Raw genomic sequence first — 18503 nt, forward strand, 5'->3', positions numbered from 1 at the left:
ATCGGGGAGGCCAGGATGAGGATTGCGGTGCTCGGCGGCGGCGTCATCGGCATCAGCACTGCCTGGTACTTGCACAGCAAGGGCTTCGAGGTGACGGTCATAGATCGCCAACCCGATGCCGGCATGGAGACCAGCTATGCCAATGGCGGGCAGATCTCGGTGTCGCATGCCGAACCTTGGGCAAGCCCGCGTACGCCTTTGAAAGCCCTGTACTGGCTCGGTCGCGAAGACGCGCCACTGCGCTTCCGGCTGCGCGCCGACCGGGCACTGCTGAACTGGTCGGCGGCCTTCCTCCGCGAATGCCTGCCGTGGCGCACACGCGCCAACATTGGACGCATCGTGGAGTTGGCGCGCTACAGCCGCAGCGAACTACAGAGGCTGCGCGCCGCCTTTGCAGAGGATTGCCCGCTTGACTACGACCATCAGGAACGCGGGATCCTGCACTTCTACACCGACCGCCGGGAGTATGAGCACGCGCTGCGTGCGGCATCTGTCCTGCGCGACTTCGGTTGTGACCGGCGGCCAGTCGGGGTCGATGAGTGCATTGCGATCGAACCCGCGCTCGAGGGTGCCCGCAAGCTGCTGGTGGGCGGTGACTTCACCGCCGACGATGAGTCCGGGGATGCACATCGCTTCACCCGAAGCCTCGGCGAGCGCTGCCGGCGCGCCGGCGTGGCATTTCGCTTCGGCACCACGATCACGAACCTTGAGCGCACAGGGCAGCGCATTGCTGCTGCACGTACGCTTCAGGGCGAGCACATCGAAGCGGATGGTTTCATCGTCGCCACGGGCAGCGCCAGCCCACAGCTGCTGACGCCACTGGGCATTCGCGCACCCATTTATCCGGCCAAGGGCTACTCGGCGACGATTCCCCTCTCAGAAGATAGCGTTGCGCCGTTCACCAGCCTGACCGATGACGGCCACAAACTCGTGTTCTCGCGCCTGGGGAACTCGCTGCGGGTCGCCGGTACGGCCGAGTTCGACGGCTTCAACCTGCGCCCCAACCTCGTCCGCCAGGAGGCCATGATGCGCCGGGTGCACGAGCTGTTCCCTCAGCTCAGGCCCGCGGGCGCAGCAAAGACCTGGTGCGGGCTTCGACCAGCGACCCCGGGAGGCGTACCCCTCGTGGGCGCAACCCGCTACGAGAACCTGTGGCTGAACACCGGCCACGGCACACTCGGATGGACCATGGCCTGCGGATCGGCCGCCGCGCTGAGCGACCTGGTTGCGGGGCACGCACCCGCGGTGCATCTAGCTGAAGTTGCCTGAAAGGGCTCAAGCTGCGCAGCGCGCACGCCCCCCCAGGCGGGGCGGCGTCAGACGTCCGGCGCGCCCTCGGTGGCCAAGGTATCGAGCGCGGCTTCCACCGTCACCTCCTCGGCCTCCAGCTCCACCGTCTGCAGCATCGGCTTGCCTGCCGGAGCCTGCAGCGCATGCTGGGCGCCGCTGAAGAGGTCGCGCTTGAGCGTCTCGATGGCTGCAACCCAGGCGGCAACCGGCTCGCACTCGGGCAGGAGTTCGCCATTGCGGCACACCGTGAGGCGCTTGCCTTCGAGCGTCAGCTGGACCCCGGGCAAGGGGCGGATTCGGACCGCATCGTCACTGCGCGCAGCAAAGCGCAGCATGGTCTCACGCTCATCGTCGAGCAGATCGAGGATGAGCGCGGGCAAGGCGTAGATCGGCAGGTCGCCGGTGCGCAAGGGACCACGCTTGCCGTCGATGACCACGAGCGGAGTCGACACCAGGGTACGGAACATGGGGTCGTCGAACTGTGCGCGGTTCGGCGCGAGCAGGCCTGACTCGGCATAGCCGCCATGGTTCCAGCCCAGCGAAGGCAGATGGTCGCCGAACAGCACGATGATGGCGTCGGGGTCACGCCCGCGCAGTTCGCCGAGGAAGGCCATCAGTTCGCGCGACTTGTAATACACCGTGTTGGCATAAGCCTTGACCAGGGCGTTGTCGGTCCTGGTATCGATGACCTGCGGGCGCTGCGCGTTGAGCGGATAGTCGAGGTGGCCAAAATAGGTCAGCACATAGTTGAACACCGGCTGGCCATTACCGAGCTCAGGGCCGATGCGTTCGAGCACCTGGCGATAGAGCGACGCATCGCTGAGGAACTCGCGGTTCATGTCGTCGAGTTCGAAGTCGCGGTCGGACCAGTAGTGCTCGAAACCAATGCGTCGGTAGGCGTTGATGCGGTTCCAGAACGGCGCCGCATTCGGGTGCGAGGCGTAGCTGCGGTAGCCGGCCTCGCCCAGGTGACGCGGCAGGCAGGGCACGTCGCGCCGCAGCCGGCCTTCGAAGAAGACGGCATCGGTCATCACCGGGAAGCCGCACAAGGCCTCGAACTCGGCATTTGCAGTGTAGCCGCCGAACACCGGCGACATCACCTTGGCGTTGCCGGCAGCTTTCCACAGCTTGCGGAAGGCCGGATCGAGCGGGTCGGCCGACAGACCGGCCGCCTTGAGCGCCACCGGATCCCAGAAGGACTCGAGCACGATCATGTGCACATTGCGCCCGCCCCGTCCGTCACGACGGGCCGCGGCGCGCATGAAGGGGCTGGGCTGAGTCGCACCGAGCAGGGCGAGCGCGCCATCAACCTCGTCGGAGGCCGGTGCAGCCCCCCTGCGCGCAAGGTTGCGCGCCGCCTCCTGCACCAGATGAATGGGCAGGCCGCGCATCTCATAGTTGCCGCGCTGGTTCCACACCCAGTCGCCAAAGCGGGCATCCATCCAGCTCGTGACCACGGCCGGCTGGGCAACGATCATCCAGACGCCCGCGGCCACGGCGGCCACGGCGCCCCAGGCGCGCGGACGGCGCCAGGCGAACATCCAGGCCAGAGCCCCCAGCGGCAACGCGAGCATCGCCACGCTGCCCCAAAGCTGCCAGCCCTCCAGCAACAAAAAGAGATTTCTTGCCGCGACGAAGTCGTCGGGCATGACCGGGCCGCCCAGCACCGCAAGTTTGAGCGCATTACCTACCGTAAACGCAGAGAACAGCACGACCATCGCCACGCCGAAGCGCGCGACGCTGCGCGCCATCAGGAACAGCAGGCCGCCGATCAGCAGGTGTGCGGAGAGGTCACGCAGCCAGGCGTCCGGACGCGGCGCCACATCCAGGAAATGGGCGCTGGCCCATTGTGCGAGCGCATACCAGGCGGCCACCAGGCCCAACGCATAGCCCCACTCGCGCACGTGACGAAGCCCTGCGCGCGGACGCGTGACGCCGACAGCGGGAGACTGCGCCGCTGACTGTGACTCGGACCTGGCGGGGGAACGGCTTGCGGACGTGGGCACGGCGGCACTCCGGATGAAAATCGGGAGTGAGGATAATACGCGTGTAACAATCGTCTGTTATCGAACGCGTCCGCTTTTCCCCGCAATGCAACAACGCAAATTGCGACAAGTCTTTGCGACCCGCAGCCGCCCACTCACGGTCTCAGCAACGGGAAGCGACGAACTGCAGCGCAAGTCCGTAGCCCGGAGTGCCGAAGCCGGCCATCACCGCCTCGGCAACATCCGACAAGTACGAGTGGTGACGGAAGGGCTCGCGCTTGTGCACGTTCGAGATATGCACCTCGACGAAGGGGATCGCCACCCCGGCAAGCGCATCGCGGATCGCCACGCTGGTATGCGTGTAGGCACCCGGGTTGATCAGCACCCAGGCGACGCCCTCGCCACGCGCGGCATGGATGCGATCGACAATCGCGCCTTCATGGTTGCTCTGGAAGCACAGCACCTCGACGCCCAGCGCCTCGCCCTGCTCCTGCAGGCCGCGCTCGACATCGGCAAGGGTGGTGGCGCCGTAGATCTCGGGCTCGCGCGTACCGAGCAGGTTTAGGTTGGGGCCGTTGATGACGAGAACCTTGGGCATGGGGCAGGACTCCGCAAAACACAGTCGTAAAAAAGGCGGCCCGCAGACCGCCTTTCGCGAATCGCTTCAGCGCAGAGGATATCAGCGCGGCAGCAGGCTCTCACCCATCAGGAACTCGTCGACCGCGCGGGCGCACTGGCGACCTTCCCTGATTGCCCAAACGACCAGCGACTGGCCACGGCGCATGTCGCCGGCGGCGAATACCTTGGGCACGTTGGTGGTGTAGCAGCCTTCACCGTCGGTGGTCGCCTTGGCGTTGCCGCGCGCGTCCTTGTCGACACCGAAGGCCTCGAGCACACCGCCCACCGGCTGGGTGAAGCCCATGGCGAACAGCACGAGGTCGGCCTTGATCTCGAACTCGGAGCCCGGCACCTCGGACATCCTGCCGTCCTTCCACTCCAGGCGACAGGCCTTGAGCGCCTTGACCTTGCCGTTCTTGCCGATGAACTCCTTGGTCGCGACAGCGAAGTCGCGCTCGCAGCCTTCCTCGTGCGAGGAGGAGGTGCGCAGCTTGGTCGGCCAGTACGGCCACACCAGCGGCTTGTTCTCCTGCTCGGGCGGCATCGGCATCAGCTCGAACTGGGTCACGCTCGCCGCACCGTGGCGGTTCGAGGTTCCGACACAATCGGAACCGGTGTCACCGCCGCCGATCACCACCACGTGCTTGCCCTTGGCCGAGATCGGGTTGGGCTTGTCGCCGGCGACCTGCTTGTTCTGCGGGATGAGGAACTCGAGCGCGTAATGCACGCCACCGAGCTCGCGCCCCGGCACCGGCAGGTCGCGCGGCACTTCGGCGCCGCCTGCCAGCACCACGGCATCGAAGTCCTTCTGCAGTTGCTCGGCGCTGATGACTTCCTTGGCATCATTGACGATGCCGGCCGGCATGTCCTTCGCGGCGACGAGCACACCGGTGCGGAAGCGCACGCCCTCGGCCTGCATCTGCTCGACACGGCGGTCGATCAGGCCCTTCTCCATCTTGAAGTCGGGGATGCCATAGCGCAGCAGGCCGCCGATGCGGTCGTTCTTCTCGAACACGGTAACGTCATGGCCGGCGCGTGCCAGCTGCTGCGCAGCCGCCAGGCCCGCCGGGCCGGAACCGACCACCGCAACCTTCTTGCCGGTCCGGGTTTCGGGCGGCAGCGGCAACACCCAGCCTTCTTCCCAGGCCTTGTCGATGATGGCGTGCTCGATCGACTTGATGCCCACCGCGTCGGTGTTGATGTTCAGCGTGCACGCGGCCTCGCAGGGCGCGGGGCAGATACGGCCGGTGAACTCGGGGAAGTTGTTGGTCGAGTGCAGCACCTCGATCGCCTCGCGCCAGTGGCCGCGATACACGAGGTCGTTCCAGTCCGGAATGATGTTGTTGACCGGGCAGCCGTTGTTGCAGAACGGAATACCACAGTCCATGCAACGCGCGCCCTGGACCGATGCCTGCTCGTCGGTCAGGCGCAGGACGAACTCCTTGTAGGTCTTCAGGCGCTTGTCGACCGGCTCATAGGCCTCTGACAGACGCTGATGCTCCAGAAATCCAGTGGGCTTGCCCATTTATGCGGCCTCCTTCTCTGCTTCACGCGCCTCGGCCATCTCGGCCAGCGCGCGACGGTACTCATGCGGGAACACCTTGACGAACTTCTTCCGCCAGGTGGCCCAGTTGTTCAGGATCTCGCGGGCGCGCACGCTGCCGGCGAAGCGGACATGGCGCTCGATCAGGCCCTTGAGGATGAGCTCGTCGCCCATCGTCAGGTGGTCGATGTCGACACGGCCATGGGATTCGAGATCGTCACCCGACTCCGAGCCCTTGCGCGCAGCGATCTCGTCGGGCAGCGGCTCGAGCGCAACCTGCGCCATGTTGCAGCGCTGCTCGAAAGTGCCGTCCTCGTCGAGCACATAGGCCACGCCGCCCGACATGCCGGCGGCGAAGTTGCGGCCGGTCTGGCCGAGCACGACCACGGTGCCGCCGGTCATGTACTCGCAGCCATGGTCACCCACGCCTTCCACCACCGCAGTGGCGCCGGAGTTGCGCACTGCGAAGCGCTCACCGGCAACGCCGGCGAAGTACACCTCACCCTCGGTGGCGCCATAGAGCACGGTGTTGCCGACGATGATGTTCTCCGGCGTGCTGCCGCGGAACTCGGCCTTCGGACGCACGACGATGCGCCCACCCGACAGCCCCTTGCCGACGTAGTCGTTACCCTCGCCCACCAGCTCGAGCGTCACGCCACGTGCCAGGAAGGCGCCGAAGCTCTGGCCCGCGGTGCCGTTGAGGCGGATGTGGATGGTGTCGTTGGGCAGGCCGGCGTGGCCGTAGCGCGCCGCAACCTGTCCGGAGAGCATGGCACCGACCGTGCGGTTGATGTTGCGCACCGGCAGGTCGATGTTGACCTTCTCGCCCTTCTCGAGCGCCGGCTTGGCAAGTGCGATCAGCTGCTGGTCGAGCGCGCCCTCGAGGCCGTGGTCCTGGGTCTCGGTGTGCAGTCGCGGCACTTCGGCCGGCACCGGCGGCAGGTAGAAGATGCGCGAGTAGTCCAGCCCTTGTGCCTTCCAGTGCGCGATGCCCTGCTTCATGTCGAGCAGGTCGGCGCGGCCGATGAGCTCGTCGAACTTGCGCACGCCGAGCTGGGCCATCAGCTCGCGCACTTCTTCGGCGACGAAGAAGAAGTAGTTGACGACGTGCTCGGGCTGGCCCTGGAAGCGCGCGCGCAGCACCGGATCCTGGGTGGCGACGCCAACCGGGCAGGTGTTGAGGTGGCACTTGCGCATCATGATGCAGCCTTCGACGACCAGCGGCGCGGTGGCGAAGCCGAACTCGTCGGCGCCGAGCAGCGCGCCGACGACGACGTCGCGGCCGGTCTTGATCTGACCGTCGACCTGGAGGCGGATGCGCGAACGCAGGCGGTTGAGCACCAGCGTCTGCTGGGTCTCGGCCAGACCGAGCTCCCACGGCGAACCGGCGTGCTTGATCGAGCTCCACGGCGAGGCGCCAGTGCCGCCGTCATGGCCGGCGACGACGATGTGGTCGGCCTTGGCCTTGGCCACGCCTGCGGCCACCGTGCCGATGCCGATCTCGGACACCAGCTTGACCGAGATGCTCGCAACCGGGTTGGCGTTCTTGAGGTCGTGGATGAGCTGGGCCAGGTCTTCGATCGAATAGATGTCATGGTGCGGCGGCGGCGAGATGAGGCCGACGCCGGGCACCGAGTGGCGCAGGAAGCCAATGTACTCCGAGACCTTGTGACCGGGCAGCTGGCCGCCTTCGCCGGGCTTGGCGCCCTGGGCCATCTTGATCTGGATCTGGTCGGCGTTGACCAGGTACTCGGTGGTGACGCCGAAGCGGCCCGAGGCCACCTGCTTGATCGCCGAGCGCAGCGAGTCGCCAGCCTTGAGCTCGAGGTCGCGCGCAATGCGCTTCTCACCGATCACCTGCGACAGGCGGATGGCCTCGGTCAGCGGCTTGAAGCGCATCGGGTCTTCGCCGCCCTCGCCGGTGTTCGACTTGCCGCCGATGCGGTTCATTGCCACCGCGAGGGTGGTATGGGCTTCGGTGGAAATCGAGCCAAGCGACATGGCGCCGGTGGCAAAGCGTTTGACGATTTCCTTGGCGGGTTCGACCTCGTCCAGCGGCACCGGGGTGGCCGCAGTCTTGAACTCGAACAGGCCGCGCAGCGTCATGTGGCGCTTGCCCTGGTCGTTGATGATCTTGGCGTATTCCTTGTAGGTGTCGGCCTTGCCCGAGCGCGTGGCGTGCTGCAGCTTGGCGATCGCGTCCGGCGTCCACATGTGCTCTTCGCCGCGGATGCGGAAGGCGTACTCACCACCGGCATCGAGCATGTCGTGCAGTACCGGGTCGGCCGAGAACGCGGCCTTGTGCAAACGGATGGCCTCTTCCATCACCTCGAACACGCCGATACCCTCCACCTGGCTGGTGGTGCCGGTGAAGTACTTGTCGAGCAGTGCCTGCTTGAGGCCGACGGCCTCGAAGATCTGCGCGCCGGTGTAGGACATGTAGGTCGAGATGCCCATCTTGGACATGACCTTCATCAGGCCCTTGCCGACCGCCTTGACGAAATGCTTGACGTACTTGGCGGCGGCTTCGGCATCGCCCGCCATGTGCTCGAGCGTCTCGAGCGCGAGGTAGGGATGGATCGCCTCGGCGCCGTAGCCGGCGAGCACCGCGAAGTGGTGTACCTCGCGCGCAGAGCCGGTCTCGACCACCAGGCCGGTGCGCGTGCGCAGGCCCTTCTCCACCAGGTGCTGGTGGATCGCGGACAAGGCCAGCAGCGCCGGAATGGCGACGCGGTCGGCGGCCAGCTTGCGGTCGGACACGATCAGGATGTTGGTACCGCCCAGCACAGCGTTTTCGGCGTCGGCACAGAGCGAAGCCAGGCGCGCCTCCACGCCTTCGTTGCCCCACTCGGCCGGATAGCAGATATCAAGTTCGGCCGAGCGGAACTTGTTCTGCGTGTAGCGCGCGATGTTGCGGATCTTGGCCATGCCGGCGAAGTCGAGCACGGGCTGGCTGACCTCGAGGCGGAACGGCGGGTTGATCTCGTTGATCTCGAGCAGGTTCGGACGCGGGCCGATGAAGGACACCAGCGACATCACCATCTGCTCGCGGATCGGGTCGATCGGCGGGTTGGTGACCTGTGCGAAGAGCTGACGGAAGTAGTTGTACAGCGGCTTGTTCTTGGAGGACAACACCGCCAGCGGCGAGTCGTTGCCCATCGAGCCAGTGCCTTCCTCGCCACTCTTGCCCATCGGCTCGAGGATGAACTTGATGTCCTCCTGGGTGTAGCCGAAAGCCTGCTGACGGTCGAGCAGCGGCTCGACGCGCTCCGCAGCAGCGGCGGCGTCGACCACCGCAGGCGCCTCCAGCGTGTCGAGCTTGATGTTGATGCGGCGCAGCCAGTCGGCGTAGGGGCGAGCGTGGGCAAGCGACTCCTTGATCTCCTGATCGCCGATGATGCGGCCCTGCTCCATGTCGATCAGGAACATCTTGCCCGGCTGCAAGCGCCACTTCTTGACGATCTTGCTGTCGGGGATGGGCAGCACGCCGGACTCGGAGGCCATGACGACCAGGTCGTCGTCGGTAACCAGATAGCGCGCCGGACGCAGGCCGTTGCGGTCGAGGGTGGCGCCGATCTGGCGGCCGTCCGTGAAGGCGACCGCAGCGGGACCGTCCCACGGCTCCATCATCGCCGCGTGGTACTCGTAGAAGGCACGGCGCTTCTCGTCCATCTGCGTGTGCGACTCCCAGGCCTCCGGGATCATCATCATCATCGCGTGGGCGAGCGAATAACCGCTCATCACCAGCAGTTCGAGCGCGTTGTCGAACGACGCCGAGTCGGACTGACCGGGGTAGATCAGCGGCCAGATCTTCTGCAGATCGTCGCCAAGCAGCGGCGAATGCACGCCCTTCTCGCGCGCGCGCATCCAGTTGTAGTTGCCGCGCAGCGTGTTGATCTCGCCGTTGTGGGCGATGTAGCGGAACGGGTGGGCGAGGTTCCACTTCGGGAAGGTGTTGGTCGAGAAACGCTGGTGCACCAGGGCCAGCGCCGAGTTCGCACGCGGATCGACCAGGTCCAGGTAGTACTCGCCGACCTGGTTCGCGAGCAGCAGGCCCTTGTAGTTCACAGTGCGTGCCGACATCGACACCATGTAGAACTCCTTGCCGTGCTTGAGCTGCAACGCGCCAATGGCATTGGCGGCGCGGCGGCGCACAACGTAGAGCTTGCGCTCCAGCGCTTCGGTAACCATGACGTCGGCACCGCGGCCAATGAAGATCTGGCGGATCACCGGCTCCTTGGCCTTCACCGTCGGCGACATCGGCATGTCGTGATTGACCGGGACGTCGCGCCAGCCGAGCACGACTTGCCCTTCAGCCACCACCGCACGCTCGATCTCTTCTTCACAGGCCAGGCGGGAGGCGGCTTCCTTGGGCATGAACACCATGCCGACGCCGTACTCGCCAGGCAGCGGCAGGGTCACGCCCTGGGCGGCCATCTGTTCGCGGTAGAGCTGGTCGGGGATCTGGATCAGGATGCCGGCACCGTCGCCCTGCAGGGGGTCGGCACCAACCGCACCGCGGTGGTCGAGGTTCTTCAGGATTTCGAGGCCCTGCAGAATGATGTCATGACGTTTCTCGCCCTTGATGTGGGCGATGAAACCCACGCCACAGGCATCATGTTCGTTGGCGGGGTCGTACAGACCCTGCTTTTGGGGCTGATCCATCTTCTTTTCCTCAAACGACACGCAAGATCACGCGCAGGAGCCCAGGGAGGCCAGTCGGACCGGAGTCAGGTCCGATAAAACCGAACGCGCACAAAAAAGCCGGGCGCGCGCGCACCGGCTTTGTGATTTGCACCAACTTGGTGCAAAAACAGCTTTTGGATGACCAGGCAGATTGGGCAAATAGCCCGCATGCACCATTTTGGACACCGCCACCAGACAGGCTGTTGACGAAAAAAACTATACGCCCGCAAAACGCTGGGTTCAAGAATTTTTTTGCACTGCGGCAGCGATCTGGAGCAAGGTATTCCTGTGCGCCATTGGGCGGGTGCATGTGGCACGAATCAGTGGATCTCGCCAACGGCGAACAAGCGCCGATGCTCCTTCATGGCGTAGCGGTCGGTCATGCCCGCGATATAGTCGGCGATGGCCCGCGCTTTGTCATCGCGCGCCATCGCCTGGTACTGCGGCGGCAGGATGTGCGGATCGTCCATGAACGCGGCAAACAGATCGCTGACGATGCGGCGCGCCTTGTTCGTCATGCGCAGCACCTGGTAGTGGCGGTAAAGGTTCTCGCGCAGGAAGGCCTTGAGTTCGCGCAGTTGCACCAGCAGCGCCTCGGAATACGCCACCAGGCGGGGCGCGCGACGAACGTCGTCGAGCGAGGCGACACCGGCTGAGGCGACATTGGCGCGCGTTTGCTCGAGCAGATCGATGACCATCAGATGGATCATGCGGCGCACGGTCTCGTTGATCAGCTTGCGTCCCGCCAGCCCGGGCCAGCGCGCCTCGACTTCGCGACGCTGCGCGGCGAACAGAGCGACCTCTTCGAGCTGTTCGAGCGTGATCAGGCCCGAGCGCAGCCCATCGTCCACATCGTGGTTGTTGTAGGCGATCTCGTCGGCAAGATTGGCGAGCTGGGCCTCGAGCGAGGGCTGGGTTCCTTCGAGGAAGCGCCGACCGACATCGCCCAGGCGTTCGGCATTGGCGCGCGAGCAGTGCTTGAGGATGCCCTCGCGGGTCTCGAACATGAGGTTCAGGCCGTCAAAGGCGGCATAGCGGTCCTCGAGTACGTCCACCGTGCGCAACGACTGCAGGTTGTGCTCGAAACCGCCGTGGTCGCGCATGCAGGCATTGAGCGCCTCCTGGCCGGCATGGCCGAAAGGCGTGTGGCCAAGATCGTGGGCAAGCGCGATGGATTCGGCGAGATCCTCGTTAAGCCCAAGCTGGCGGGCGATGCCACGGGTGATCTGCGCCACCTCGATACTGTGAGTAAGGCGGGTTCGAAACAGGTCGCCCTCGTGATTCACAAACACCTGGGTCTTGTACTCGAGGCGACGAAACGCAGTGGAATGCACGATACGATCACGGTCGCGCTGGAACTGACCGCGCGCCACCGGCACGGGTTCGTCGTGGGCACGGCCACGCGAGTTGTGTTCGGTGACCGCGTACGGCGCAAGCTGCAGCATCGGCATCTCCTCTGTTCAGACTCGCAACGCGCAAGCGCTCAGCGGCAGCGCGCCTCGATGGCGGCGGCGATATCGGTCTGCTGCGCATCGCCGTGGATCACCGCACGCCCCAGCTCACGCAGCAGCACGAGGCGCAGGCGCCCCGCCTCCACCTTCTTGTCGTGCGCCATGAGCTCGAGATAGCGCTCAGCCCCGAGCAGCGGCCCCCACACAGGCAGCCGCGCACGCTCGAACAGCGCGCCAACTCGCGCGACCTCGGCTTCGCCCAGCCAACCGAGACGACGCGACAACTCCGCTGCCATCATGGTGCCGGCAGCCACCGCCTCGCCATGAAGCCATTCGCCATAGCCAAGGCCGGTCTCGATCGCATGGCCGAAAGTGTGGCCGAGGTTCAGCAGCGCGCGCTCGCCCTGCTCAGTCTCATCCGCAGCCACCACCTCGGCCTTGTTGCGGCAGGAACGCTCGATCGCATACGCCAGCGCATCGGCGTCGCGCGCCACCAGGCGCTCAAGGTTCTGCTCAAGCCAGGCGAGGAACTCGGGGTCGCGAATCAGCCCGTACTTGATGACCTCGGCCAGGCCTGCAGAGAGCTCGCGATCAGGCAGCGTGGCCAGCGTATCGATGTCGGCCAGCACCAGGCGGGGCTGGTAGAAGGCGCCGATCATGTTCTTGCCGAGTGGATGATTGATCGCCGTCTTGCCGCCCACCGAGGAGTCGACCTGGGCCAGCAGCGTGGTCGGCACCTGGATGAAGGGCATGCCGCGCTGGTAGCAGGCAGCGGCGAAGCCCCCCATGTCGCCCACGACCCCCCCCCCCAGTGCGATCAGGGTGGTGGAACGCTCGCAGCGCTCGGCAAGCAGCATGTCGAAGATCCTGTTGAGGGTCTCCCAGTCCTTGTAGGCCTCGCCATCCGGCAGGCTGACCGCAGAGACGCCAACCCCCGCCTGCGCCAGCGCCGTGCTCAGGGCCTCAAGGTAGAGCGGGCCGACGGTGTCGTTGGTGACGATCGCCACGCGTCGCGTCCTGAGGTGGGGCAGGATCAAATCGGCTCGCCCGAGCAGGCTGCGACCAATGTGAATGGGATAGGCGCGATCGCCGAGAGCGACGTTCAGGGTCTGCATGTACTGTGCTCGCGTTTCTTCAGCGCGTCCTCGATCAGGCGCACCATGGTTCCGGGATTCGTGCGCCCGCCATCGACGATGATGTGGGCCACCTCGCGATAGAGCGGATCGCGCTGACGGTAGAGTTCATCGATGCGCTGGCGCGGGTTCTCCACCTGAAGCAGCGGGCGGTTGCGATCGTGGCGGGTGCGCTCGTACAGGATCTGCGGCGGCACGTTGAGGTAAACCACCACACCACGCTCGCGCATCAGCGCACGGTTCTCGGGGGCAATCACCACGCCGCCACCGGTGGCGATGACGATGTCCGGCTCCAGGGTCAGCTCATCCATCATCTGCGTCTCACGACGCCGAAAACCCGTCTCGCCCTCGATTTCGAAAATGGTCGGGATAGTCACCCCGGTACGGGCAACGATCTCGTGGTCGCAGTCGGCAAAGCGCAGCTTGCGCCGCCGCGCCAGCTCCTTGCCTACCGTGGTCTTGCCGGCGCCCATCATGCCGATCAGTATCAGACAGCTCACGCGTGACTCGCCGGAAGTCGAGATGAAAAAGGGCGGGCACCCTTTCGGAATGCCCGCCCCGGCATTGTAACAGCTGCCGCCGCCGCTCAGCGGAGCGTCAGAGAATCGGCAACGATACGCGGCGTGATGAAGACGAGCAGTTCCTTGCGGTCGGAGACCCGCTTCTGCGCCCTGAACAGATGCCCCAGCACCGGCACGTCACCGAGCACCGGCACCTTGTCCACCCCAGTGGACTCCTCTTCCTCGTAGATGCCACCGATCACGACGGTGCCACCGTTCTCGACCAGGACCTCGCTCTTGACGTTCTTGGTCTCGATCGGCGGCACACCGAGCAGCGCCCGTTCATAGATCGGACGATCCTTGTTCACCTCGATCGACAACTGAAGCCGCCCGTCTGGTGTGATCTGCGGCTTCACCTTCAGCGCCAGCACGGCCTTCTTGAACGAAACGCTGGTGGCACCGGAGCTCGACGCCTCCTGATAGGGAATCTCGGTACCCTGCTCGATCGAAGCCTCGACCTGGTTGGCCGTCAGCACACGCGGACTGGAAACGACTCGGCCACGGCCATCGGCCTCGAGCGCCTGCAGTTCGAGATTGAGGAAGCGCGTCAGGCTGTTGTTGAAGAGGGTCAGATTCAGCGCACCAAAGGCGCCGGCAACCGGCCGCCCGCTGACGACGTCACCGCCCTGAGTCACCACCTGACCAATCGAGTTGACCGATGTCGTTCCGGGCCTGAAGGTCTCGCGGATGAAGCCCGGAATCACGGGATCGCCCGGCTGGGGATCCGTGGGCTGCTGGCCGACAACCTCCAGCGCTCTCGTTCCGAACGCCGACTTGCCGAACCCGACCTGACCCAGGTTGCCGAGCTTTGCAGTCCCAAGGCTGCCAAGGCCAAGGCGGACACCGATTTCGCGCGAGAAGGTCTTGCTGGCCTCGACGATGCGCGCCTCGATCAACACCTGCCGGGGCGCAACGTCAATCTCCTGAACCAGACGCCGCAGCGCATCGAGACGGGACGCCACATCGGTCACGAAGACCTTGTTGCTGCGCTCGTCGACCACCACGCTACCACGCGAGGACAGCATGGTCTGGTCCTTGCTCTTCAGGAAATCAAAGATCTCCTTGGCCTTGTGGTAGTTGATCTGGAAGCTCTCGGTCTGCAACTGCTCGAGATCCTTGACCTGAGCCCGCGCCTCGAGTTGCAGGCGCTCACGCGCTGCCAGTTCGTCACCCGGCGCGACCCAGATCACGTTGCCGTTCTTGCGCATGTCCAGACCCTTGGCCTGGAGGATGATGTCGAGCGCCTGGTCCCACGGCACGTCTTTCAGTCGCAGCGTCAGGCCACCCTGAACGGAGTCGGAAGTGATGATGTTGAAGTTCGTGAAGTCGGCGATGACCTGCAGCACCGAACGCACGTCCACGTTCTGGAAGTTGAGCGACAGCTTCTCGCCCTGGTACTGCCCACGCGCCGCCCCCTGCACCAGGCGGTTCGGATCCTCGACCAGTCGCTTGACCTCCAGCACGAAGCGGTTGTCGCTCTGGTAGGCGTTGTGCTCCCACAAGCCGTTGGGCGTGACTGTGAGGCGGACGCGGTCGCCGACCTGCTGCGCCGTCATCGAAGTCACCGGAGTGCCGAAGTCGGTGACATCCGAACGCCGGCGCAGATGCTCTGGCAGCGACGTCTTGAGGAAATCAACGACGAGATTGCCGCCCTGCTGGCGGATGTCGATACCGGTATCCGCACTCGAAAGATCGACGACGACGCGGCCATCTCCCTCGGTGCCACGCCGGAAATTGATGTCACGCACCGCAAACGCCGACGCGGCGGCAACCGGAGCCTCGGCAAAATTGCCACGCGATTCCGAGGCGACGCTCGCGCGCGCAGCCTGGACGTTGACCGGCGAGATGGCGACGATCACGTCGCGTCCCTCGACGCGCGTCTCGTAGGGACTCATGCGTACGAGGTTGAGCACCAGCCGCGTGCGATCGCCAGCCTGCACGATGTTGGCACTGCGCAGGTCACCCTGGTCGATGGCCTGAACGTTGCGACCCAACCCGTTGGCCGTGCCAGCGAAGTCGAAGGCGATGCGCGCCGGATTGGCCACGCTGAAGCTGGGCGGCACAGCTGTCAGCGGCTCCTTCAGGGTCAGGCGCACATACAGGGTGCCCCCCTGCTCGGCAACCTCCAGCCCCTCGATCTGGTTCGACAGCGCCTGCGCCTGCTCCGCCCCCTGCGCAAGGGCAGAAGGCACGGGCGCTACGCCGGCGACCATCGCCGCCAGCAGCAGCATTCCGATTCGATGTCTCATTTTCTGGTCTCCTGCTGCTCCTGCAATACCAGCGAACTGGTCCTTTCGACCCAGTCGCCGTAGACGTCTTCGACGAGTTCGCGCAAGGTCACTTCGCTCTCGCTGATGGCGGTGACGACCCCGAAGTTCTGTCCCATGTAATGTCCGACCTTTACCTGGTGGAGGGTGTTATTGACGCTCACCAGGGCATGTACGGTACGGCCCTGCTCAAGGACACCCACCATCTGCATGGATTCGAGCGGGTAAGCCTCGAGAGGCTCGCGGCGGCGGTCCATGTCAGGCCTCAGCGCACTCGCAGCACGCCGTTCGGGCTCCATGCGTGCCGACCGGAAAGGGTCGTCGCCCTGAACACCCGCATAATCGACAACGGCCAGCGGCAACAACTCGGGCAACTGCATGACCGAGCCACGCATCGTCCGCGCCTGTTCGGTCATCCATGCCTGCAGATCGTCCTGGTTGCCACCGGCACACCCGGCAAGCAATGCGCAGGCCGCGACCAATGAAGCCCTCTTCATCATCTGCTCCTCTGCGCTGCCGCTGCAGCCTGAGCCGCCTGGCGCTGCTGGGCGAGCTCTTCCTCGTCGAGATAACGATAGGTGGTCGCCTTGGCCTCGAACTTGAGCTTGCCATCCTCGCCCGCTCCCAGGGCGACGTTGTTGAGCGTGACGATTCGCGGCATGCGCGCGACATCGGCGACGAATTCGCCAAGGTCGTGATAGACCCCCTGAACCCTGACATCGATGGGCATCTCGGCGTAGAACTCCTTGACCACGTCAGCACCCGGCTTGAACAGCTCGAACTGCAAGCCACGACCCAGGCCCGCCTGGTTGATGTCCGACAGCAGCGAGTCCATCTCCGCACGATTGGGCAGTTGCTTGAGCAGCGCGCCGAACTGACGGTCGATCTCGGCAAGCTGCCGCCGGTGCTCTTCCAGATTCACCGCCTGCCGCTTCTTGGCGATCCAGCTGTCCCTCAGCTGCTGCTCCTCGGCGCGCACGCGCTCTAGCGAAGCGGCCTGGTCCTGCCAGTCGAACCACCAGAAGCCGGCAATCGTCAGCACGAACAAGCCGACGAACACAGCCACCCGAGGCGCGAGCGGCCACAAGCCCGGATCATTGGGATCCAGACCCTTGAAGTCATTCACCAGGCGATCAAGATCGATGCCCTTTCCAAGTCTGGTACCGGTACTCATTGCGTCGCTCCCGTGGCGCCACCGGCAGCGGCTTCCGTGACTTCCGCGCTGGGCTGCCGGATGCCGATACCCAGGGTGAACTCACTGACTCGCCGGGAGTCCAGCCTCGCCGCCTTGGCCTCGACGAGGACCGGCAACTCGAGGAAGGGAGAAGACTCGAGGTTGCGCATCAGGTGCGAAACTCGCGCGTTTGACTGCGCATACCCAACCAGCGTCACGCGGCGGCCATTCTGCTGGATGGACTTCAGATAGACACCGTCCGGCATGCGATGCGCCAGTTCATTGAACAAATGGACGGTCTCGGCCCGCGTCGTCTGCAACGACTCGATGACCTGCTTGCGCGCCAGCATGGCGTCGATCTGCCCACGCAAGCGTCGAATCTCGGCGATGTCGCGATCGAGACTTGCGATCTCTGCTTTCAGGAAGTTGTTGCGCTCGCGCTGGCTGTCGATGTAGCCCTCGTAAACCGCATGGACGACAAAACCGATCAATGCGCCAAGCACGATCATGAGCCCGGAGACCGCGTAGAACTGATGACGGCGCTGGCGACGCTTCTCGACGCGATGGGGGAGCAGGTTGATGCGGATCATGCGTCGAACCTCCGCAGCGCGAGGCCGCAAGCCGCCATCAGCGAGGGCGCATCGGCCAGCAGGCTCTTGGGCCGCAGCTTGGCATTGATCGTCATGCCGGCAAACGGGTTGGCGATGATGGTGTCGACCTGGGTGCGCGCCCCGACCACATCACCAAGGCCGGGCATCACGGCACAGCCGCCGGCAAGCACGATGTGATCGACCTGGTTGAACTGTGTAGAGGTGAAGAAGAACTGCAGCGCGCGCGAAACCTCGAGCGCCAGGCTGTCCATGAAAGGCCGCAGGAGGTCGCGCGCATAGCTGTCGGGCAATGACCCGGCGCGCTTGGCGGTCTCGGCCTCCTCGAAGCTCATGCCATACTGGCGCGCAATGTCCTGGGTGAGCTGCACGCCACCGAAGGCCTGCTCGCGTGCATAGAGCGACTGCCCGTTGCGAAACATCGTGACGTTCATGACATTGGCACCGACATCGACCAGGGCGACGACCTGATCGGCGCCTGCGCGTGGCAGTTGGCGGCAGACCAGTTCCAGCGCGGCCTCGGTGGCGAGCGACTCGACATCGACGATGACCGCCTTGAGCCCGGCAGCCTGGGCCACGGCAACCCGATCCTCGACCTTGTCCTTGCGCGACGCGGCAATCAGCACCTCGACGTCACCCTGGCTGCCGGGCGCCGGCCCGATCTCCTGGAAGTCGAGATTGACCTCCTCGAGTGCGAACGGGATGTACTGATTGGCCTCGGACTCGACGGCGAACTCCATCTCGGTTTCGCGCAAGCCCGCAGGCAGGATGATCTTCTTGGTAATGACCGACGACGACGGCAGGGCCACCGCAACATTGCGGACGCTGCCACCGAAACGGCGCAACGCGCGCTTGATCGCCTCGCTGACCGCCTCAAGGTTGGCGATGTTGCCGTCGACGACGGCATCACGCGGCAAGGACTCGATTGCGTAGCGCTCGACTTTGTAAGCGTCCTTGTCACCCCCGGACAACTCGACCAGCTTGACCGATGAGGACGAGATGTCGAGCCCGGCAAGCTGACGTGCCGCTGAGCTGAGAAAGGGGATTTCAATCACAAAGAAAGTCCTTACATTTCTTTATGTTACGCGCAGAACCTGAGCAGGCTTCTAGAATGCTAGCAACAAGGCCATGGGGTGTAAAGCAAACTGCATTTCTGACACATGCTGCATACAGGATCGACTGGGGCCA

Annotated in this window: 13 protein-coding genes; 1 reads left to right on the forward strand and 12 read right to left on the reverse strand. The window is 64.9% G+C overall.

The window, feature by feature from the left end; genetic code table 11:
• Window positions 1-15: 15 nt before the first annotated feature.
• Window positions 16-1269, forward strand: coding sequence for a D-amino acid dehydrogenase (locus tag LQF09_RS16745; protein WP_002925807.1), 1254 nt, complete (start codon window positions 16-18; stop codon window positions 1267-1269).
• Window positions 1270-1316: 47 nt separating this feature from the next.
• On the opposite strand, the gene LQF09_RS16750 is transcribed toward LQF09_RS16745, so the two are convergent.
• The 12 genes from LQF09_RS16750 to LQF09_RS16805 form a co-directional block, all read right to left on the reverse strand.
• Window positions 1317-3296 (reverse strand): LTA synthase family protein, encoded by a 1980-nt coding sequence (locus tag LQF09_RS16750; RefSeq protein ID WP_270068511.1) that lies wholly within the window; start codon window positions 3294-3296, stop codon window positions 1317-1319.
• Between the two features lie 142 nt (window positions 3297-3438).
• On the reverse strand, window positions 3439-3873 hold the full coding sequence (gene aroQ / locus LQF09_RS16755) for a type II 3-dehydroquinate dehydratase (protein ID WP_270068512.1): 435 nt from the start codon (window positions 3871-3873) through the stop codon (window positions 3439-3441).
• A gap of 81 nt (window positions 3874-3954) precedes the next feature.
• Entirely contained in the window at window positions 3955-5418 is a 1464-nt protein-coding gene (locus LQF09_RS16760) for a glutamate synthase subunit beta (protein ID WP_002925803.1), read from the reverse strand.
• Window positions 5419-10101 (reverse strand): glutamate synthase-related protein, encoded by a 4683-nt coding sequence (locus tag LQF09_RS16765; RefSeq protein ID WP_002925802.1) that lies wholly within the window; start codon window positions 10099-10101, stop codon window positions 5419-5421.
• A gap of 341 nt (window positions 10102-10442) precedes the next feature.
• Entirely contained in the window at window positions 10443-11567 is a 1125-nt protein-coding gene (locus tag LQF09_RS16770) for a deoxyguanosinetriphosphate triphosphohydrolase (protein WP_002925801.1), read from the reverse strand.
• Window positions 11568-11605: 38 nt separating this feature from the next.
• Window positions 11606-12688: a 3-dehydroquinate synthase gene (aroB, locus tag LQF09_RS16775; RefSeq protein WP_270068513.1), complete on the reverse strand. Its 1083-nt coding sequence runs from the start codon at window positions 12686-12688 to the stop codon at window positions 11606-11608.
• A complete protein-coding gene (locus LQF09_RS16780) occupies window positions 12676-13206 on the reverse strand; it encodes a shikimate kinase (RefSeq protein WP_002925799.1) in 531 nt (176 codons plus the stop codon). Before LQF09_RS16780 ends, aroB begins: the two co-directional genes overlap by 13 nt.
• Window positions 13207-13292: 86 nt before the next feature.
• Window positions 13293-15515: a type IV pilus secretin PilQ gene (pilQ, locus tag LQF09_RS16785; RefSeq protein ID WP_198291828.1), complete on the reverse strand. Its 2223-nt coding sequence runs from the start codon at window positions 15513-15515 to the stop codon at window positions 13293-13295.
• Entirely contained in the window at window positions 15512-16030 is a 519-nt protein-coding gene (locus tag LQF09_RS16790) for a pilus assembly protein PilP (protein ID WP_002925797.1), read from the reverse strand. The genes pilQ and LQF09_RS16790 overlap by 4 nt, the downstream gene beginning before the upstream one ends.
• The gene (locus tag LQF09_RS16795; protein WP_002925796.1) at window positions 16030-16707 is read right to left on the reverse strand and encodes a type 4a pilus biogenesis protein PilO; all 678 of its coding nucleotides are present in this window, start codon (window positions 16705-16707) and stop codon (window positions 16030-16032) included. The genes LQF09_RS16790 and LQF09_RS16795 overlap by 1 nt, the downstream gene beginning before the upstream one ends.
• A complete protein-coding gene (locus tag LQF09_RS16800; RefSeq protein WP_002943065.1) occupies window positions 16704-17297 on the reverse strand; it encodes a PilN domain-containing protein in 594 nt (197 codons plus the stop codon). Before LQF09_RS16800 ends, LQF09_RS16795 begins: the two co-directional genes overlap by 4 nt.
• The gene (locus LQF09_RS16805; RefSeq protein ID WP_002925794.1) at window positions 17294-18370 is read right to left on the reverse strand and encodes a pilus assembly protein PilM; all 1077 of its coding nucleotides are present in this window, start codon (window positions 18368-18370) and stop codon (window positions 17294-17296) included. Before LQF09_RS16805 ends, LQF09_RS16800 begins: the two co-directional genes overlap by 4 nt.
• Window positions 18371-18503: the final 133 nt, after the last annotated feature.

Origin of the sequence: Thauera sp. WB-2, from assembly GCF_027594845.1 — a bacterium.
Taxonomy (GTDB): domain Bacteria; phylum Pseudomonadota; class Gammaproteobacteria; order Burkholderiales; family Rhodocyclaceae; genus Thauera; species Thauera mechernichensis.